Genomic DNA, 18,961 nt, shown 5'->3' on the forward strand with positions numbered 1-18,961 from the left:
GGCACACTCTCCGGTATGACCTCGTTCGAGCAGCTCAAGCCCACGTTCTGGGACCGCGGCCCCGGCGAGCCGCTGAGCGCCAGGGAGTTCGCCCACGCCGGCCGCGAGCTGGGCGTCCGGCTGCCGCTGGAGCTGGGCGAGCTGCTGGGCCTGCGCAACGGCGGCACGGTCGCCGCACACTGCGACGCCTTCCCGACCAGCAGGCCGACGACGTACAGCGACACCCACGTCCCCTTCGACCGGCTCCTCGGCGTGGGAGGGCGGCTGTCGCTGCTGGACTCGCCCCACCTGAGCACCGAATGGGACCTGCCGAAACGGCTGGTGGTGCTGTCCGGCGACAGTCACACGTGGGTGGCGCTGGACTACCGCCGCTCCGCCGAGCCGTCGGTCGGGTGGTTCGACGTGGAGCTGGAGTCGGAGCTGCCGCTGGCCCCGACGTTCCGCGCGTTCGCCGAAGGGCTGGTGCCCTCGGCGAGCTTCCCGGAGGAGTGACCGCGGCGGCCGCCCCAGTCAGGTGACACAGTCACCAACTTTGCGCTTCAAAGCCGCACTTTCGCTGGGAAAGTGCGGTCTTCGAACCCCTGAGGCGTCACTTTCCTAGGGAAGATGCGTCTCTGCGCGGAGTGGGGTGGCCATTTCGGGTGACACTCGGGAGTGCACTCGGACGGTCAGACCGGGGTTTTGGCCATCTCCACGGCCAGGGCCGCCGCGCCGACGATCGCCGTGTCGTCGCCCAGGTGGGCCGTGCGGATGCGGGCCAGCGGGCGGTGCCGCGCCCCGGTGATCGCGCCCGCGTAGTGCTCGCGGGCCTCGTCCAGGAACAGCGGGGCCGACTCCGAGACGCCGCCGCCGATCACGATGATCTCCGGGTCGAACACGTCCGCCACCAGCGCCAGGCCCTCGCCGAGCCACTTGGCCAGCTCCGCCATCGCCAGCTGGGCGATCGGGTCGCCGTCGCGGGCCGCGCCCGCCACCCGCCGGCCCGTCACCGAGCCCGGGTCGCCCGCGACCTGCGGGGCCAGCACCGTCGAGCGGCCCGGGTGCCGGGCGAGCAGTTCCACCGCCGTCGCCGCCAGCGCCGTCCCGCTGCAGTAGCGCTCCCAGCAGCCGTACTTGCCGCACGGGCACGGGCGGCCGCCGCGGACCACCGTCAGGTGACCCAGTTCCGGCGCGACGCCGTACGCGCCGCGGTACAGCTTGCCCTCCAGCAGCAGCCCGGCGCCGATCCCGGTGCCGAGCGCGACCAGCGCCGCCACGTGCGCGCCGCGGGCCGCGCCGAAGCGGTGCTCGCCCACGATCGCCGAGTTGACGTCGTGCTCCAGCAGCACCGGCAGGCCGACCCGCTTCTCGATCCGGTCGGCGACCGGCGCGCCGCGCCACGCCAGGTGCGGCGCGAACATCACCGACCGGCGGTCGCGCGCGACGAAGCCCGCGACGGCCAGGCCGACCGCCGCCACCTCGTGCCGGTTGCGCAGGTCCTCGATCACGCCCGCGATGGCGTCCTCGAGGGCGCCTTCCTCCGTCGGCGTCGAGACCCGGGCCGTGTCGAGCAGCGAGCCACGCTCGTCCACCACACCGGCCCGGATGCTCGTCCCGCCGACGTCCACCCCTATCGTCCGCACTCAGCTCTCCCGATCCGGCCGCCACTCGTCCCGTCTGCGGACGGTGATGTGCTGCACCCGCGGCGACGCCACGTCGTCCGCCGCCGGCCGCGGCGCGGGCCGGAAGCCGGGCATGTGCACGCCCTCGTCCGGTTCCCAGCGGTCCGCGAGCACCGCTCGGAGCAACGCCACGAGCTGGGCCAGCTGTTCCAGCAGCCTCGCCGCGAATTCGGGACGCTCACCTCGCACCACGGCGACGATCGCACACAGCGGACACCACCCGCACGCCGAGCCCTCGGGTTTCGCCTGGTCAGGGTCACCGTGCCCGGCTGCGACCACACCTTCGAGCCACGGCGCGGCCTTCTCGACGACCATCTCGACCAGCAGCCGGAGCTCCTCGGCCAGGCGCAACCCGTCGGCGGCCTCTTCTTCGCTCACCGGCGTCCCCGGTTCCCGGCCAGGCTCACGAGCAGGCCGTCGGCGTCGGATTCCGCGCCGGTGATCCGGCACGGCCGCAGCGACTCCGGCAGGGCGATGAGCCTGCGGAAGCCGTCCACGGTGATCGCCAGGTCGTCGTCGACGCGGGCGAGATCGACCTCGGCGTCGCGCCCCAGCGGGATCGCGATGCGCAGCGTGTAGCCCTCCGGCGCCGGCCGGACCCGCAGCAGCGGGGTGACCGGGGTGCCGTTGCCGTCCAGCGGGTCGGCGTCGCGGTAGAGCTCGGCGGCGATCTCCAGCAGCGCGGGCAGCCCGACCGGCTCGACGGCGCGGTGCTCGACACGGGACACCGCCTCGAACCCGGCGGCGGAGAGTTCGGCCAGCACGGTGTCCTGCTGCGTGCGGCGTGTGCGCAGCCACGACGCGGCCCCGCCGCGCCAGAACCCGGGCGCGGGCATCAGCCGGTTGGCGACGAGGCCGTCGACGGCGATGCCGCGCAGGGCCAGGGAGCTGAGCGTGCGGCGCGCCTCGGCGACGACCACCCGCTCCGGGGTCAGGACGAGCCGGACCGTCGTCACCGACGGCTCGGTGAGCAGCGCGCGCAGGCCGTCCAGATGGGCGGCCAGCCGGCGCACGGACTCGGTGACACGGCGGTCGAACACCCGGGCCAGGTAGCCGGAGACGGCCTCGGGCAGGGCGAGCAGCCGCAGCGTCTCGGCCGTCGGGCCGCAGTCGACGACGATGGTCTCCCACGGGCCGTGCTCGGCCAGCCGCCGGACCTCGCTCAGCGCGAGCAGCTCGTCGACGCCCGGGAGCACGGTGAGCTCTTCGGCGTCGAGGGTGTCCAGGCCCGCGCCGGCCAGCGTCGTCTGCAGCTCGGCGCGCAGCTGGTGCCACGTGGTGTCGACGAGCGTCCGGGAGTCGATCTGGACGGCCGAAAGCAGAGCGTCCACTTCGGACGGTTCGGCGCCGAGCGGGTGGCCGAAGGCGTCGCCGAGCGAGTGCGCCGGGTCGGTGGAGACGACGAGGGTCTTCCTGCCGCGAGCGGCCAGGGCGGCGCCGGTCGCCGCGGCCAGCGTGGTCTTCCCGACACCCCCCTTGCCGGTGAACAGCAGGATCCGCACCCGGTTACCCCTCGGCCCGCTTCTTGAGCTCCTTGAGCGCGGTGTCCATGACCATCTTCTCGGCCTTGCGGCGGAGCAGGCCGATCATCGGCAGCGCCAGCTCGACCGACAGCGTGTACGTGACGCGGGTGCGGCCGCCGAGGTCCTCGAGCGCGTACCGGCCGTTCTGGGCCTTTTGCATCTGCCCCTTGACCAGGTGCCAGCTGACGCCGAGGGCGTCGGCGTCCCAGTCGTACTCAAGCGTGTAGACGTCCTTGATCGGGCCCGCGTCGAGGGTGAGCTTGACCTGCTTGGCGCGCCCCTCGGCGTCGGTGTCCAGGACCTCGGTCTCCCGGACGGCCTTCGCCCATTCCGGGTAGGCGGGGAAGTCGGCGATCACGGCCATCACCCGGCTGGGCTCGGCGTCGACCTCGATGGACTGTGTGGACTGCTCGGCCATGGGACGAAGCGTAGCCGCCGCGGTCGGTCACCAGCGCAGCACGTAGGGCTGCCCGGTCTCCTTGAAGTGACCCACGTTACGGCACTCGGTCAGGCCGACCCGGGCGCGCGCGGCCAGGGGCTGGTGCACGTGCCCGAACACCGACCAGCGCGGCCGCTGGGCCCGGATCAGCTCGAGCAGCGCGCTCGAGCCGAGCTCGCTGCGGCGCGCGACGACGTCGTAGGTCAGCTCGGGCAGCGCCGGCGGGGCGTGCGTGCAGAGCACGTCGACCTCGGTGAGGGCGGCGACGCTCGCGTCGTAGTCCGCGCGATCCCGCAGGTAGGGGCGCCAGGCGGCGCCCTTGCGGCGGCGCGGGACGACCCCGTCGGGCAGCAGCGCGCCGCCGACGAACCCGAACCGCAGGCCGCCGATCTCGGCGACCTCGCCGTCCAGGACCTGGATGCCCTCGCCGGCGAACTCGGGCCACAACGCGGGGGTGTCGACGTTGCCGGGGGTGGCGTACGTCGGCGCGGTCATCGCCGCGAACAGCGTCGCGTACTGCTCGCGGATCGCCTCGTCGACGGCCGCGGCCGGGTCGTCGAGGCTCGCCCAGAGCGTGCGCGAGTAGGCAACGGTTTCGTCACGGGTGCCCTCGCGGCGCAGCCGGGCGAACTCGCCGACCTTCTCGCCGCCGAAGAGCGCGCCCATGATGCCCTTGTCGTGCTCGCGGTAGTCGACGAAGTCGAGCAGGTCGCCGAGCACGACCAGGGCGTCGGCCCCGTCTCCGGCGCGCTTCAGCGCGTCCGCGTTGCCGTGCACGTCCGAGACGACGTGTACCCGCACCCCTGGTCCCCCTACTCGTCACCGCGCGGAGGAACGCCGGGCTCGCGCCCGTCCTCCAGGATCTCCTTGAGCCCGAGTGCGATCGCCTTCGCCGCGCGGGCCCGCCGGTCGAACTCCCGGCGCAGGTCGCGCGGCGCCAGCACGCGGGGCGTCCCGGCCGCGTCGGCGGGGGTCGCCCGCAGGAAGTAGTGCAGCAGGGTGCCGTCGAGCACCGGCTCGAGCCAGATCTCCATCGTACCGACGAGCGCGCCGCGCACGGTCCAGCGCAGGCCCTTTTCGCCCCGGTCGGTGTAGACCTCGAGGACGAGGTCCGGCCAGTAGCGGGTCCAGGACCTCGGATCGGCGAAGACCGCGGCCACGGTGGCGGGCGGGACGACGAGGAACGTCTCGTCGACGACGTCGAGAGCGGGTGGCGCCTGGTTCACGGAGCGAAGAATGTCACGCCCTCGCCGTGCGACGCCGGTCAGCATGGTCTTAAGGTGCTCCTCACGCTAAGTTGACTGGCGGGTAACAGCGGTGTCGCCTGCCGCACGCGTTGAACACGGAGGTCCACGTGCGCGAATACAGCGCTCCCGCCGGCAAGCCGGTGGCCGACGACGAAAACATGTCCGATGTCGTCTGGGCGAACGCGGAGCGGTTCTCCGACGTGGTCAGCTTCCGCCGTCAGGTCGACGGCAGCTGGCTGGACGTGACGGCCAAGGAGTTCGCCGGCGAGGTGCTCGCCGTCGCCAAGGGCATGGCCCAGGCCGGGATCGGCCGCGGCGACCGCGTCGCGATCATGTCGAAGACGCGGTACGAGTGGACGCTGATCGACTTCGCGATCTGGGCGGCCGGCGCGGTGACCGTCCCGATCTACGACACGTCGTCCCCGGAACAGGTGTTCTGGATCCTCTCGGACTCGGCCGCCAAGGGTGTGTTCGTCGAGACGAACGCGCACGCCGGCGCGGTCGACGAGATCCGCGATCGCCTGACGGTCCTGGACCACACCTGGCAGATCGAGGGCGACTCCCCCGCCGTCGAGGAGCTGTCCGCGCTCGGCGCGACGCTGTCCGACGACGAGCTGCACGAGCGCCGCCGCGAGGTCGTCGCCGACGAACTCGCCACGATCGTCTACACCTCGGGCACCACCGGCCGCCCCAAGGGCGTCGAGCTGACCCACCGGAACCTGCTCGCCGAGATCCGCGCCGACATCGAGGCGTTCCCGCAGCTGATGGAGCAGGGCAACTCGCTGCTGTGCTTCCTGCCGCTGGCGCACGTGCTGGCCCGCGCGATCGCCGTGACGGCGCTCACCGCCCGGGTCACCCTCGGGCACACCCCGGACGTCAAGAACCTGGTCCCCGACCTGGGCACCTTCCGGCCGACGTTCGTGGTCGCCGTGCCGCGGGTGTTCGAGAAGGTCTACAACTCGGCCAAGCAGAAGGCCCACGGCGACGGCAAGGGCAAGATCTTCGACGCCGCCGAAGCCGTCGCGGTCGCCTACAGCGAGGCCCAGGACAAGGGCGGCGCCGGGCTCGGCCTGAAGGCCAAGCACCTGGTGTTCGACAAGCTGGTCTACGGCAAGCTGCGCGCGGCCCTCGGCGGCCGCTGCGTGGCGGCGGTCTCGGGCGGCGCCCCGCTCGGCGCGCGGCTGGCGCACTTCTTCCGCGGCATCGGCGTCCCGGTGTTCGAGGGCTACGGCCTGACCGAGACGTCGGCGGCGGCGAACGTCAACACGCAGTCGGCGTTCCGCGTCGGCACGGTAGGCAAGCCGGTCAACGGCACGTCGGTCCGCATCGCCGACGACGGCGAAGTCCTGCTCAAGGGCGACGTCGTGTTCCGCGCGTACTACAACAACCCGCAGGCCACGGCGGAATCGCTCACCGACGGCTGGTTCCACACCGGCGACCTCGGCGAGCTGGACTCCGACGGCTTCCTCAAGATCACCGGCCGCAAGAAGGAGATCATCGTGACGGCGGGCGGCAAGAACGTCGCCCCGTCCGGCCTCGAGGACACCATCAAGGCGGCCCCGCTGGTCAGCCAGGCGATGGTGGTCGGCGACCAGCGCCCGTTCATCGCGGCGCTGGTGACCGTCGACGAGGAGTACTTCCCGTCCTGGAAGTCCCAGCACGGCAAGCCCGCCGGCGCTTCGGTCGCGGACCTGGCGACGGACGCCGACCTGCTGGCGGAGATCCAGGTGGCGGTCGACGAGGCCAACAAGACCGTCTCGAAGGCCGAGGCGATCAAGAAGTTCACCGTGCTGGCCAACGACTTCACCGAACAGGGCGGCGAGATCACGCCGAGCCTGAAGCTGAAGCGCAACGTGGTCTCGAAGAACTACGCCACCGACATCGAGGCCCTGTACAAGAAGTAGCCGCGGGTCACCGCTGGGCCGCGATGTGATCGCGGTACCAGCGGTAGCTCGCTCGTGGGGTTCGGCGCTGCGTCGCGTAGTCGACGTGCACCAGGCCGAACCGGTGCTTGTAGCCGTGCGCCCACTCGAAGTTGTCCAGCAGTGACCACGCGAAGTAGCCGCGCAGGTCGACACCCGCGTTGAGCGCGTCCCGGACCGCCGCGAGGTGGTCGCTCAGGAAGCTGATGCGCTCGTAGTCGGCGAAGTCGCTGCGGTCCGGGTAGACGCAGCCGTTCTCCGTGACGTACACCGGCGGCAGGTCCGGGTAGCCGTTGTGCAGCGCGACCAGGGCTTCCGTCAGGCCCTCCGGCTCGACCGGCCAGCCCATGCCGGTGCGGGGGACGTCCGGCAGGCGGGTCGTGTCCACCCCGATGTCGGCGGCCGTCCGCCGGGCCGGGTCCGGCTCGCGCGGCGGCGCGTCCGCGACGTGCAGCCGGTAGTAGTAGTTGACGCCCAGGTAGTCGAGCGGCACGCCGATCGTCTCCAGGTCGCCGTCGTGGCGGAACGAGAAGTCGGACGCGGCGCCGAACATCGCCGTGAGGCCCGGCGCGTAACGGCCGCCGAAGAGCGGGTCGGTGAACTGCCGCCGCAGCAACGTGTCCTGACGCGCGGCCGCCGCCTTGTCGGCCGCCGAATCGGTCACCGGCACCGTCGGGGACTGGTTGAGCACGACCCCGAACCGGTGGCCGGGCGCGGCTTGCCCGCGCATCGACTGGACCGCCAGGCCGTGGCCGAGCAGCAGGTGGTGAGCGGCGGCGAGCGCGCCGTGGCCCTCCTTCGCGCCGGGTGCGTGGCGGCCCTCGCCGTACCCCGCGACCGCGCACGGGTACGGCTCGTTGAGCGTCGTCCAGTGGTCGACGAGGTCACCCAGTTCCGCGTGGACCAGGGCGGCGTAGTCGGCGAACCGGTGGGCCGTGTCGCGCGAGCGCCAGCCGCCTTCGTCCTCCAGTGCCTGCGGGAGATCCCAGTGGTAGAGCGTCAGGAACGGCTCGATCCCCTTCTCCCGCAAGCCTTCCACGAGCCGCCGGTAGAAGTCGAGGCCCCGCCGTTCGACGCGGCCGCGGCCCGCGGGCTGCACCCGCGGCCACGACACCGAGAACCGGTAGGCGTCCACGCCGAGCCCGGTGAGCAGCGCGAGGTCCTGCGGCCAGCGGTGGTAGTGCTCGGCCGCGGGCTCGCCGGTGTCACCGCCGGCGACGGTGCCCGGCACCGCGGCGAAGGTGTCCCAAATGGACGGTCCACGGCCGTCCTCGGTGGTGGCGCCCTCGATCTGGAACGCCGAAGTGGCCACACCCCAGCGGAAACCGGGCGGGAAGCTGGTCGTCACGTTCACTCCGGGAGAGTCAGCCCTTGAGCGCGCCCTGCATGATGCCGCCGACGATCTGGCGGCCGAACAGCAGGAACACGACGAGGACGGGGATGGTGCCGAGGGTGGCGGCGGTGAGCACGAGCGTGTAGTCGGTGGTGTAGCCACTGGCCAGTGTGGACAGTGCGGTCTGGACGGTCGGGTTCTCCGGCACCAGCACCACCAGCGGCCAGAAGAAGTCGTTCCACGCCTGCATGAACGTGAACAGCCCGAGCACCGCCGCGGCCGGGCGCGCCGCGGGCAGCGCGACGTGCCAGAACAGCCGCAGCGAGCCGCAGCCGTCCATCCGCCCGGCCTCCAGCAGCTCCAGCGGCAGCGCCCGCTCGAAGTACTGCCGCATGAAGAACACGCCGAACGCGGTGACCAGGCCGGGCACGATGACCGCCTGCAGCTGCCCGGCCCAGCCGAAGTCGGCCATCATGATGTAGAGCGGCACGACGCCCAGCTCGGTCGGGATCGCCTGGGTGGCGACCACGACCAGCAGCAGCACGGTGCGGCCGCGGAAGCGCATCTTGGCGAAGGCGAACCCGGCGAGCGTCGAGAACAGCACCACCGAGAGCGTGATGGTGCCCGAGACGATCAGCGAGTTCGCCAGCGCCAGCCCGAAGTTCGTCTCGTCGAAGACCCGGGCGATGTTCTCGAACAGGTGCCCGCCCGGCACCAGCACCGGCGGCACGCTGCCCACCGCGTCCGGCGTCTGCGACGAGACGACGAACGACCAGTAGACCGGGAACGCCGAGCCGGCCAGGATCGCGATCAGCGCGGCGTAGGTCCACGGGCTGGTCACCCGCTGGGTGAACCGCCGCGTCCGGCCGGGCGGCCGGGCCGCGACGGGGGGTGCCGAGGTCAGCACGGTGGACATGTCCGCTCCTCAGTCGGTCTGGATGCGCCGGGTCACCAGGTACGCCACGCCCGCCACCAGCATCGTGGCGATCGCCAGCAGCAGCGCCACCGCGGAGCTGTAGCCGAAGTCGTACTTGGTGAAACCCTGTTCGTAGAGGTAGAGCGCGGCGGTCTGGAACTGCCGGTCGGACCCGCCGGTCGCGGCCGCGGTGCCCGGGTTGAACAGCAGCGGTTCGGCGAGCAGCCGCATGTTCCCGGTCGTCGCGATCACCGTGGAGAAGATGATCTGCGGCCGCAGCAGCGGCACGGTGATCCGCCAGAACTGCTGGTGCCCCTTCGCGCCGTCGAGCGTCGCGGCTTCGTACAGGCTCGACGGGATCGCCTGCATCGACGCCAGGAAGATCAGCGCGTGGTAGCCGGTCCAGCGCCAGATCACCATCGACGCGATCGCGGCGTGCGAGCTGGCCGTGCCCGCGTGCCAGTCGACGTGCCCGGCGCCGAACCAGCTCAGCACCCAGTTCACCAGGCCGAAGTCCCGGCCGAACAGCTGCGCGAAGATGATCGTGACCGCCGCCACCGAGGTGATGTTCGGCAGGATCATGCCGGTCCGGAACAGCGTCCGGCCGCGCAGCCTGCGGTTGAGCAGGTGCGCGATGCCGAGCGCGAACAGGATCTGCGGGATCGTGGTCAGCAGCCACAGGCTGACCGTGTTCCCCATCGCGTTCCAGAAGTACGGGTCGTGGAACAGCAGCTGCTCGTAGTTGCCGAACCCGATGAACTTCGCGCCCTCGGCGTCGAGCAGGTTGCGCTTCTGCAGTGACACGAACGCCGTGTAGAGCAGCGGGAACAACCCGAAGACACCGAAGATCAGGAAGTACGGGCTGATGAAGCCGAACGGCGAGAGCTTGACGTCCCAGTTCGCCCGCCGGTCGGCGAAGCTCAGTGTCCTTGCCGAAGCCATCAGCTCTGGAGCTTCGAGACGTCACCGACCAGCTGCTGCCAGGCCGCCGCACCGTCCTGCTTGCCCTGCTCGACGCGCTGCATCGCGTTGCCGAACTCGGTCTGCACGTCGCCGGCCTTCGGGCCCTGGTACTGCGGGTTCAGCTTCTTCGCCGCGTCGGTGAAGAGCTTGCCGACGGGCGCGTTGTTGAAGAACGGGTTGGTGTAGCCGGTGATCTTCGGGTCGGTGTAGAGCGACGGCGTCGAGGGCAGCAGGCCCTGGCTGGTGAACACCTTCGCCTGCTGCTCGGGCGCGGTCAGCCAGGCGGCGAGATCGGCGGCCTCGGCGGTGTGCTTGCCCTGCTTGGGCACGGTCAGGTACGAGCCGCCCCAGTTCCCGCCGCCGCCCGGCACGCTCGCGACGTCCCACTTGCCGGCGGTGTCCGGCGCCTGGTCCTTGATCTTGGTCATCATCCAGGCCGGGCAGGTCACGGTGGCGAACTGGCCCTTGGTGAAGCCGGTGTTCCAGGTCGGCGTGCTGTAGAGCAGGCCGGCGCTCAGGTTCGCCTTGACGGCGTCGACGACCTGGTCCCAGCCGGTGCGCAGCGCGGGGTTGCTGTCGACGACGAGCTTGTCGCTCGTGTCGTAGTAGCCGGTCGAAGCCTGGCCGAAGATCGCGTTGAGCACGGTCGGGCCGCCGTCCATCCACTTGACACCGTTGGGTGCCTTGGCCTGGAACCGCTTGCCCGCGTCGAAGAACGCCTGCCAGGTCGGCCAGAGCGCCGAGACGGCGTCGCGGTCGGCGGGCAGGCCGGCGGCCTGGAGCAGGTCACGGCGGTAGCAGATGGCCAGGCCGCCGACGTCGGTGCCGTAGCCGATCTGCTGCCCGCCCTTGGCCAGGGAGGCGTTCCACTTCCAGCCGAGCCAGCGGTCCTTGAGCTTGTCGCCGCCCACGGTGTTGAGGTCGACGAACTTGTCCGGCGTCGCCTTGAACTGGGCGACGTACCCGGTGTCGATGGCCTCGATGTCCGCGGCGCCACCCCCGGTGGCCAGGTGCGCGGCCAGGTTCTTGTGGTGGTCGGAGTAGGCGGCGGTGCGCTCGGTGATCTCGATGTTCGGGTGCGCGGCCTGGTACTCCTTGATCAGGTCGGTGTACCCGAAGTTGCCGAACAGCCCCAGGCTGAGCTTGATCTTGCCGCCGCTCCCGCCGTCGCCGCCGCTGCAGGCGCTCAGGGCGGTGACGGCGGCCAGGACGGCCGCCAGGACCATGCTGGTTCTCGTGTTCGGGCGCATGAGATCTCCGTTGTTCTGCTGAAGCGCGCGGAAACACCGCGGCCGCCGGGAGCGTGTCGCCGGGAGCCGGGCGAGAATGTGGCCTCTATGAGAGCGCTCCCAGTACGCCGCCGTCAAGTAACGAAAAGATAACGCGGCCTCGAACTTTTCGATGTAGCGGCCGATGTGCTACTCATGTAACCGGTTACAGCCGAAGGAGCCAGCATGGTCACCGCCCGCGAAATCGCCCAGCTCTGCGGCGTCTCCGTCGCCACCGTTTCCCGGGTCTTCAACCAGCCGGCGTCGGTCAGCGGGCCGACCCGTGAGCGCGTCGAGCGGGTCGCCCGCGAGCTGGACTTCTCCCCCAACGAATCGGCACGCGCGTTGTCGCGCAAGCAGTCGGCGATGATCGGGCTGGTCTGGGACACCGACCACCGGCGGCCGGGCTGGCGCCACCCGTTCCTGCAGGACCTGTTGCTGGGCTTGAAATCCGCGCTCAGCTCGCACGGTTACCACCTGCTGCTGCTCGCCACGAGCGACGACGCGCGCAGCCGCACCCCGGGCGTCTCCCTGGCCGATCCGGTCGGCTACGTCAGCATGACGCGCCGGCACCACCTCGCCGGGCTGGTCCTGATCGACAGCGGTTCGGACGCGGAGGCGTTCACCGCGTTCGCCCGGTCCGGCCTGCCGTGCGTGGCGCTGGACGTCGCGATCTCCGGTCCCAAAGCGACCTACGTGACCTCGGACAACGTCCGCGGCGCCGCGGCCGCCGTCGCGCATCTGGCCGGCCTCGGGCACCGCCGGATCGCGACGCTGACCGGGCCGCGCGACAACACCCCGGCAGCCGAACGCACCCGCGGCTACCGCGACGGCCTGGCCGCGGCCGGGCTGGAGGCCCGCGACGACTACGTGGTGTCCGGCGACTTCTACCGCGAAAGCGGCTTTGTCGGCATGCGCCGGCTGCTGGCCCGGAAGGTTCCCCCGACGGCGGTCTTCGCGGCGAGCGACGAGATGGCGGTGGGCGCCCTGCTCGCCGCCCGCGCAACCGGCCTGCGCGTGCCGGACGACCTGGCGGTGGTGGGCTTCGACGACATCGAGGTGGCGTCCCTTGTGGACCCCGCGCTGACGACGATCGCCCAGGACAAACCGGGTTTCGGCACGGCGGCGGCGGAAGCGCTGCTGAAGATGATCGAGACGGACGCGGCCCCGGAGCCGGTGCTGCTCCCGACCCGGTTGGTGGTCAGGGACTCCTGCGGTGCTTGAAGCCGTATTCGGTGAAGATCTCGCCGAGGGCACGCCATGCGTCTACGGATTCCGAGTTGGCCTGAGCGCAGGTGACCAGGGTTTTCCACAGGGCCCAGCCGCGTCCGCGCGCCCAGGTCGCGTCGTCAAGGGACAACCGCTCGCGGAACACCTGCCGTCCTTCGGCGGTCAGCAGCGTCCACGCGATGGCCACGTCGCAGGCCGGATCACCGGCGCCGCAGGTCCCGAAGTCGATGACCGCGGCCAGTTCCCCGTCGTCGAGCAGGAGGTTCCCCGCGGCGACGTCCCCGTGGAACCAGCGCTCCACCCCGTCCCAGCGCGCGTCCAGCGCGGTTTCCCAGATCTCGTGGGCCAGAACGGTGTCGACCCGGCCGTCCAGCTTCGCGAGCGCGCGCCGGGCGGCTTCGTCGTAGGTGCGCAAGGTGCCACCGCGGAACCAGTTGTGCTTGCCCGGCCGGGGAGCGCCCTCGGTGTCGACGTTCTGCAGCGCCGCCAGGAACCCGGCCAGGTCGGCGGCGAACCGGACGGGGTCGGCGATCCGGTCCGGGCTCGCGGGCTCGCCGTCGAGCCAGGGGTGGACCGACCACGGAAACGGATAGTCCGCGCCAGGCCGCCCTTCCGCGAGCGGAACGGGGATGGGCAGCGGCAGCTCGGGCCCGAGCACCGGAAGCCAGCGCTGTTCCTTGCCGACCGCCAGGGCGTACTCGGCCGCGCTCGGCAGCCGCGCCGACATCCGGTCGCCGAGGTGGAAGGTCCGGTTGTCCCAGCCACCGTGGGACACGGGCCGGACCGGCAGGCTCGCCCACTGCGGGAACTGATCGGCGACGAGCCGGCGTACCTGGTCCACGTCGACGGTCACGCGCTGCGGCGCGGGACCGAGGCTGGGCGTGGTCATCCGCCGATCTTCGTGTCCCAGGCGATGTGGTGCGAATACAGCCAATCGCGTTCCTCGCCCACGTCCTGGCCCGCGCTCGCCGCGACCAGCTTCTCCACGCGCTCGCGGCGGAGGCTCTCGTACGCGGTGAACGCCGACACCGGGTCCGGCAGATCCCGCAGGCACTTGGCCAGGACCACGCTGTCCTCCAAGGCCATCGAAGCGCCCTGACCCGCGGCCGGGGAAGCCGCGTGGGCCGCGTCTCCCACCAGCACCATCTCCGGCGTCGACCACAAGCGCGTCTCGGGGACGTCGTAGGAGTGGCCGCCGAAGACCTCGTCGCCCGTGGCCGCGATGATGTCCGCGCAGGGCAACGGTTCTCCGGCGAACGCCGCGTGCGCGAACTCGCGCCAGCCGGCCGGGGTGACCGCCGCGATCTCGGCGCGGGGCCGCTCCTCGTCCGGGATGCGGGCGAACCAGAACGTCGCGCCCTCCGGGTCCGTCGTGAAGCCGAAGGCCGCCTTGCTGCCGCGGACCATCCGGTAGATCCCCGGCGCCGACGGCAGCCCGGGCGCGCGCGTGTAGCCGTAGACGACGGTCAGCCCGGTGTAGCGCGGCTCGTCGGCGGCCGGGTCGATCAGGCGCCGCACCACCGAGTGCAGGCCGTCCGCGCCGATGAGGACGTCACCCGCTTCGGTGGTGCCGTCGGCGAACTCCGCCGTGACGCCGCCGGGTCCGGTCCTGGCGCCGGTCAGCCGGCGCCCGCGGTCGAGGGTGACACCCCGGCGCGCGGCTTCGTCCTGCAGGACGCGGTAGAGCGTCGCGCGGGTCAGCGTGCGCGGGCCGTCCAACCCCTCGGTGTCGAACTCCCGCCGTCCCGCGGTTTCCCCGGTCGGGAGGACGAGTTCGACGCCGTACGCCGCGAACGACGCGTCGATCACCGGGCCGTCGGCGCCGATCGCGCGCAGGGCGTCCATGCCGTTGTGCATGATCGTGAGGAACGCGCCGATGTCTTCCCCGCCCGAAGCGTAGGCCTCGAACACGACCGGGTCGTGCCCCGCCAGCTTCAGCGCCATCGCCGTGACCGTGCCGGAGATCCCGCCACCCGCGACCAGTACCCGCACCCGCTGCCCCCTCGTGAACTCCGCATGCCGCCGTGCACGACGTTACCGTGACGGCGGCACGCGGCGCTCACTCCTTGGCACCGCTGGTGGCGATGTCGCCGTTGAGGCCGCGGGGGTAGAAGCCGCCGGAGGACACCTTGTCCGGGTTCAGGTAGGCGATGTTGAGCACGCGGTCGGCGGAGCGGCCGAACGCGATGCCGTTGGCGTCCGCCGGGACGAGGTTGGCCATGCCGTCCTTGAGCACGCCTTCGTCGTCGTCGGCCTTGCCGTCGAGGCTGTCGCGGGCGTCGGAGATCTTGTTGGTGACGTCACCGAGGCCGCGTTCGAACAGCTGCCCGCGCACGATCCCGGCGTGGTAGGCCTCGACCGCGAGAATGCCGGCCGCCGCGTCGAGGAACGTCTTGTTGTTCACCAGCGGGGCCGCTCCCTTGTACGCCGAGACGCCGACGTCCTCGAAGAGGAAGGCGGCGAGCAGGAAGTTGTTCTCGCTCGCGAACGGGTCGAACGTCTGCTGCATGTTGATGACCCCGGCCGCCTGCATGGCGGCGGTGAAGCTGTTCTGGAAGTCGATCTCGGGCTGCGCGACGGCGGCCTTGTCCAGCGCCTTGCGCAGGAAGGTGACGTGGGCGACCTCGTCACCCGCGATCTCCTGCACGATCTGCTTGGTGTGCTCGCTCTTGAACTTCACCGCGTGCCCGCCGGAGACCTTGCCGAGGTTGCCGATGCCGTTGACGTACTTGTCGTTCAGCCCGTAACCGTTGACGGCGAACAGGTAGAGATTCGCCTCCAGGTACTCCAGGTTGAGCGCGAAGTTCAGCACCGCGGCGTCGCTGGCCGCCTCCTTGGCGGCGTCGCCGCCCTGCTCCGGGTACTGCGAAGTCGCACCGGCCGAGCCGAGGCCCAAGGACAGTGCGGTACCGAGCGCGCCGGCGCCCGCGACGCCGAGCCCCGCCGCTCCCGCAGCCTTGAGGAAGCGGCGGCGGTCGGTCGCGTTCTCCGCGCTGCGCTCGATCAGCTGCTGTGTGTAGCGTTTTCCGAACACCGGGGGACGTCCTCTCGTGACGAGTTCGTCCACCTCACCCACCGGTCATACGTACCCGGACGGCCCCCGGCTCGGTCAAACCGGGAAAAAGTTCTTCCCGGTTTTGTTTGCGCAGGTCAGGCGCTCTGCTGCGCGGCGGCGAGCCGGACGCAGACGGCCAGGGCGCGGACGGCCTCTTCGACGTCGGCGAGCTCCGGGAAGGTCGGCGCGATGCGGATGACGGCGTCGGCCGGGTCGTCACCGTGCGGGTGGGTGGCCCCGGCGGGGGTCAGCGCGACCCCGGCCTCCTTGGCCAGCCGCACGACCTCCTTCGCGGTGCCCTCGGGCACGGTCAGCGACACGAAGTAGCCACCGGTCGGCTTGGTCCAGGACGCGAGGTCGGACAGCTCCTCGGTGAGGATGCGGTCGACGGCCGCGAACTTCGGGCCGATGATCTCGGCGTGCTTGCGCATGTGCGCGCGGACGCCGTCCTCGTCCTTGAGGAACAGGGCGTGGCGCAGCTGGTTGACCTTGTCGGAGCCGATGGTGCGCTTGCCGATCAGGCCGGTCCACCAGGCGATGTTGGCCTCGGACGCGCCGAAGAAGCCGACGCCGCCACCGGCGTAGGTGATCTTCGAGGTGGAGCCGAAGACGAACGGGCGGTCGGCGTGGCCGGCCTCGGCGCTCAGCGCGAGGATGTCGGCCAGCGCCGGCTCGTCGTCGGTCAGGTGGTGCACGGCGTAGGCGTTGTCCCAGAAGATCCGGAAGTCCGGCGCCGCGGTGGTCATGGAGGCGAGCCGCCTGACCACGTCGTCACTGAACGTGACGCCGGTCGGGTTGCTGTACTTCGGCACGCACCAGATGCCCTTGACCGAGGCGTCCTCGGCGACCAGGCGCTCGACGACGTCCATGTCGGGGCCCTCGTCGGTCATCGGGACCGGGATCAGCTCGATGCCGAAGCGCTCGGTGAGCGCGAAGTGGCGGTCGTACCCCGGGACCGGCGCGAGGAAGGCGACACGCGGCTCGTCGGCCCAGCGGCGCTCGGCGCCGGGGACCTTGCTGAGCAGGGCGTGGACGACGGCGTCGTGCATCAGCTCGAGGCTGGAGTTGCCCGCGGCGAGCAGCTTCTCGGCCGGCACCTGCAGCGCGCCGGCGAAGATGCGCCGGAGCTCCGGCAGGCCCTTGAGGCCGCCGTAGTTGCGGACGTCGGTGCCGTCCTCGGCCTTGAAGGTGCCGTCACCGGGGAGGGCGAGCAGCGCGTTCGCGAGGTCGAGCTGCTTGGGGGACGGCTTGCCGCGGGTGATGTCGAGGGAGAGGCCGCGGTCGACGAGGGCCGCGTAGTCGGCGCGGGCCGTGTCGACGTCGACGGAAGCAGTGGTCATGGGGTCAACGCTAAACCCGGCGTCGATACCATTTCGGGGCGGGTCCTGGCTAGGGTGGTTGGTGTGCATCTCGTCGTCCACGCCGACCAGCGCCAGTTCTCGGTCCGTGATTCCCGTACACGCTTGGACGGAAGCGGCTGGACGGCCTTGGCGGTCGATCGCCGAATCGGCGCGGAGCCCGGTGGTTTCGCGATCGCGACGGCCCGTTCGGACCTGGTGGAGTCGTCGGTGACGCTGCTCCCTTCTCCCCCGCCCCTGATTCCGGAAGCCGAGCACGTGGTGGAAGCGGATCTTCCGGTTCCGAGCGGGAAAATCGTCATTTCCGGGCCTGCGGACTATCCCACGCAGGAAAAGTTCTTCTCGGTGCTGCCCGGGCTGTACCGAGCGCGGGTGTCGTACGTCCCGGCCGGCCCGCCGGAGACGGAGTGGAACGAGCACGAGTTCGGCGAGCACTTCAAGTATCTGGTGGAGCTGTGGCCGGCGTCATCGGAGTCCGCAGTGGAGGTCCTCCGCCAGGGCGCGGCCGTCTGGGACGGTTAGGCGCGCGCAGTTCGGGCCTGGTGAGGAGTTTGTGGATCTCGCGCGATGTGCCGTTTGAGGCAGCGGATGGTGCGGACCGAACCCCGGGCATGGGTAGTGGCCCGGGGCCGATGGCCGCGGGCTCTTTCCCTAGTCGGTTGGTCAGGCCGCGAACGGCAACGGTTGGTGGAGGTTGTTGCGCCTGGGTTTCGCTGTTTGTCCAGGAACACCGGTGGCCGGAACTCCGGTAGGCCGTCGGCGGCGATGTGGACTTCCCAGCCCGACCGGTGCAGCAGCCGGTGGTGATGGGCGCACAACAGGACCAGGTTGCCCAGGTCCGTGGAACCGCCCTCGGCCCAGTGGCGGATGTGGTGGCCCTGGCAGTGCCGCGGCGGGCGATGGCAGCCCGGGACCGCACAGCCACGGTCACGCAGGAACAACGCACGGCGCAGCCCCGCGGAGATCAGGCGGCGTAGGCGGCCTAGGTTCAGGGGTTCGCTCTTTTCGCCTAGGACTGCTGGGATGAGCATGCTGTCGCAGGCGTGGACTCGGGCTTCGGCTGCGGTCATGGTGCCCGTGTCGCCGAGGGTGGCTTGGCCGACTCCGGACTTCAGGTCCGTAAGGGAGACCGCGACCATTACGTGGGCGCGTTCACCGGCCTGCATTGGCAGGTCTGGGGAGTTCAACGCGAGGTCGACGGCGTCGGAAAAGGCGTCGCCGTAGCGTTCCTGCGGAGACCGGAAGTCCGCGCCCTCGTCACTGCTGCGACGCTCCGCCAGCGAGTCGAGCAAGGCACTGGCACGGGTGCCCGTCTCCTCGTCGAAACGACCGTTCAGCTCCCAGACGCCGGTTCTCTTGCGGCGCAACGAAAGCTCCCGGGCGGGAGCGGACTGTTCGGCGGAGTCGGGTTCGGCGCCGTCGGGATCGAGGTGGGCCACGATCCGCGCACCCAACGCCGCAACCTGCTTGTGCCCGGCCGAGGAGGCGAAGGACAGCAAGCTCCCCTCGGCGTCATCACGGTGCTCGGGCGCGAGCTGTGCCAGCACCTCGACAACGGTGTCGATCATCGGCGTGCTCAGCCGCCCGTCCAAGGCGGCAGCACCGGCGGCCGGAGCAACAGCGGGCACCGGGCTGCCGTCAAGAGCACGCCCGCCGTTAAGAGCCCGCGCTCGTTTCACCACACGTTCGGCAGCCGACTTGGGAACATCAGCCAGGTGCTCGAACAATCGCGCGACAGAACGATAACCATAAAGATCCATCACACCACGAGACTCGATCTCCACCAGCAGAGAACCAATCTCGGCCTCAGCAGACCGCACAACCCCCAGCAGCGAGCTGACGCGATCGGCCAGAGCCGCCGCGTCCGCTTGCCACACCGCTTCGCCATCCACACAACAAAATTACCGTCAAACGAACACACGTTCATCACACGAACGGATGATCCCGGCAGGGATACCGCTGCGTGGGGAATCGGCGCTGCCGACCACACCGAAAAGCGCCCACAAGGAGCGCCGATTTCCCGCGCCTCGGCGAAGCCGCATCTTG

18 protein-coding genes and 1 pseudogene are annotated in these 18,961 nt (G+C 70.9%); 4 read left to right on the forward strand and 15 right to left on the reverse strand.

All coding sequences use genetic code 11. From position 1 onward, the window contains the following. The first annotated feature begins 15 nt into the window (after positions 1-15). Complete coding sequence (locus tag ACGFMK_RS14550) at positions 16-492, forward strand: SMI1/KNR4 family protein (protein WP_392762247.1); 477 nt, start codon at positions 16-18, stop codon at positions 490-492. A gap of 176 nt (positions 493-668) precedes the next feature. Here ACGFMK_RS14550 and ACGFMK_RS14555 read toward each other — a convergent pair whose 3' ends face one another. From ACGFMK_RS14555 to ACGFMK_RS14580, 6 genes are read right to left on the reverse strand one after another with little or no spacing between them, the layout of a single operon-like run. Further along, entirely contained in the window at positions 669-1,607 is a 939-nt protein-coding gene (locus ACGFMK_RS14555) for an ROK family protein (RefSeq protein WP_323333092.1), read from the reverse strand. A gap of 15 nt (positions 1,608-1,622) precedes the next feature. Then, positions 1,623-2,039 (reverse strand): hypothetical protein, encoded by a 417-nt coding sequence (locus tag ACGFMK_RS14560; protein ID WP_392762250.1) that lies wholly within the window; start codon positions 2,037-2,039, stop codon positions 1,623-1,625. Continuing rightward, entirely contained in the window at positions 2,036-3,163 is a 1,128-nt protein-coding gene (locus tag ACGFMK_RS14565; protein WP_392762253.1) for an ArsA family ATPase, read from the reverse strand. The genes ACGFMK_RS14560 and ACGFMK_RS14565 overlap by 4 nt, the downstream gene beginning before the upstream one ends. Before the next feature lie 4 nt (positions 3,164-3,167). Then, positions 3,168-3,602 carry an SRPBCC family protein gene (locus ACGFMK_RS14570; RefSeq protein ID WP_392762256.1) on the reverse strand — a complete coding sequence of 145 codons (435 nt, stop codon included), beginning with the start codon at positions 3,600-3,602 and terminating at the stop codon, positions 3,168-3,170. A gap of 27 nt (positions 3,603-3,629) precedes the next feature. Further along, positions 3,630-4,424: a metallophosphoesterase gene (locus tag ACGFMK_RS14575; protein ID WP_392762257.1), complete on the reverse strand. Its 795-nt coding sequence runs from the start codon at positions 4,422-4,424 to the stop codon at positions 3,630-3,632. 11 nt (positions 4,425-4,435) lie between these two features. After that, on the reverse strand, positions 4,436-4,849 hold the full coding sequence (locus ACGFMK_RS14580; RefSeq protein ID WP_392762260.1) for a polyketide cyclase / dehydrase and lipid transport: 414 nt from the start codon (positions 4,847-4,849) through the stop codon (positions 4,436-4,438). Between the two features lie 128 nt (positions 4,850-4,977). Between ACGFMK_RS14580 and ACGFMK_RS14585 the strand changes: the two genes are divergently transcribed. Next, positions 4,978-6,774, forward strand: a complete 1,797-nt coding sequence (locus tag ACGFMK_RS14585) for an AMP-dependent synthetase/ligase (protein WP_392762263.1) — start codon at positions 4,978-4,980, stop codon at positions 6,772-6,774. Between the two features lie 7 nt (positions 6,775-6,781). On the opposite strand, the gene ACGFMK_RS14590 is transcribed toward ACGFMK_RS14585, so the two are convergent. Genes ACGFMK_RS14590 through ACGFMK_RS14605 form a run of 4 tightly spaced genes read right to left on the reverse strand, consistent with a single transcriptional unit; the run spans position 6,782 to position 11,254 of the window. Next, positions 6,782-8,140 carry a GH1 family beta-glucosidase gene (locus tag ACGFMK_RS14590; protein ID WP_392762265.1) on the reverse strand — a complete coding sequence of 453 codons (1,359 nt, stop codon included), beginning with the start codon at positions 8,138-8,140 and terminating at the stop codon, positions 6,782-6,784. A gap of 16 nt (positions 8,141-8,156) precedes the next feature. After that, positions 8,157-9,041 carry a carbohydrate ABC transporter permease gene (locus ACGFMK_RS14595; protein WP_392762268.1) on the reverse strand — a complete coding sequence of 295 codons (885 nt, stop codon included), beginning with the start codon at positions 9,039-9,041 and terminating at the stop codon, positions 8,157-8,159. A 9-nt stretch (positions 9,042-9,050) separates the two neighbouring features. Beyond that, a complete protein-coding gene (locus ACGFMK_RS14600) occupies positions 9,051-9,983 on the reverse strand; it encodes a carbohydrate ABC transporter permease (RefSeq protein ID WP_392762271.1) in 933 nt (310 codons plus the stop codon). After that, on the reverse strand, positions 9,983-11,254 hold the full coding sequence (locus ACGFMK_RS14605; RefSeq protein ID WP_392762273.1) for an extracellular solute-binding protein: 1,272 nt from the start codon (positions 11,252-11,254) through the stop codon (positions 9,983-9,985). Before ACGFMK_RS14605 ends, ACGFMK_RS14600 begins: the two co-directional genes overlap by 1 nt. Before the next feature lie 204 nt (positions 11,255-11,458). Here ACGFMK_RS14605 and ACGFMK_RS14610 point away from each other — a divergent pair, with 204 nt between their 5' ends. Next, entirely contained in the window at positions 11,459-12,496 is a 1,038-nt protein-coding gene (locus ACGFMK_RS14610) for a LacI family DNA-binding transcriptional regulator (RefSeq protein WP_392762275.1), read from the forward strand. Here ACGFMK_RS14610 and ACGFMK_RS14615 read toward each other — a convergent pair. The 4 genes from ACGFMK_RS14615 to ACGFMK_RS14630 all read right to left on the reverse strand — a co-directional run bounded on the left by ACGFMK_RS14615 (position 12,474) and on the right by ACGFMK_RS14630 (position 16,897). After that, positions 12,474-13,391: an aminoglycoside phosphotransferase family protein gene (locus ACGFMK_RS14615; RefSeq protein ID WP_392762278.1), complete on the reverse strand. Its 918-nt coding sequence runs from the start codon at positions 13,389-13,391 to the stop codon at positions 12,474-12,476. The two genes, ACGFMK_RS14610 and ACGFMK_RS14615, sit on opposite strands and share 23 nt — an antisense overlap. Continuing rightward, entirely contained in the window at positions 13,388-14,494 is a 1,107-nt protein-coding gene (locus tag ACGFMK_RS14620; protein WP_392762281.1) for an FAD-dependent oxidoreductase, read from the reverse strand. Before ACGFMK_RS14620 ends, ACGFMK_RS14615 begins: the two co-directional genes overlap by 4 nt. 67 nt (positions 14,495-14,561) lie before the next feature. Next, complete coding sequence (locus ACGFMK_RS14625) at positions 14,562-15,536, reverse strand: ferritin-like domain-containing protein (protein WP_392762283.1); 975 nt, start codon at positions 15,534-15,536, stop codon at positions 14,562-14,564. A 116-nt stretch (positions 15,537-15,652) separates the two neighbouring features. After that, positions 15,653-16,897, reverse strand: a complete 1,245-nt coding sequence (locus ACGFMK_RS14630; protein ID WP_392762286.1) for an aminotransferase class I/II-fold pyridoxal phosphate-dependent enzyme — start codon at positions 16,895-16,897, stop codon at positions 15,653-15,655. A gap of 228 nt (positions 16,898-17,125) precedes the next feature. Between ACGFMK_RS14630 and ACGFMK_RS14635 the strand changes: the two genes are divergently transcribed. Continuing rightward, positions 17,126-17,437: a hypothetical protein gene (locus ACGFMK_RS14635; RefSeq protein WP_392762288.1), complete on the forward strand. Its 312-nt coding sequence runs from the start codon at positions 17,126-17,128 to the stop codon at positions 17,435-17,437. 141 nt (positions 17,438-17,578) lie between these two features. Here ACGFMK_RS14635 and ACGFMK_RS14640 read toward each other — a convergent pair. Then, positions 17,579-18,807 (reverse strand): annotated as a pseudogene (locus ACGFMK_RS14640) (DUF222 domain-containing protein). Positions 18,808-18,961 lie beyond the last annotated feature (154 nt).

The organism is Amycolatopsis sp. NPDC049252 (assembly GCF_043197175.1).
In the GTDB taxonomy this organism is placed as follows: domain Bacteria; phylum Actinomycetota; class Actinomycetes; order Mycobacteriales; family Pseudonocardiaceae; genus Amycolatopsis.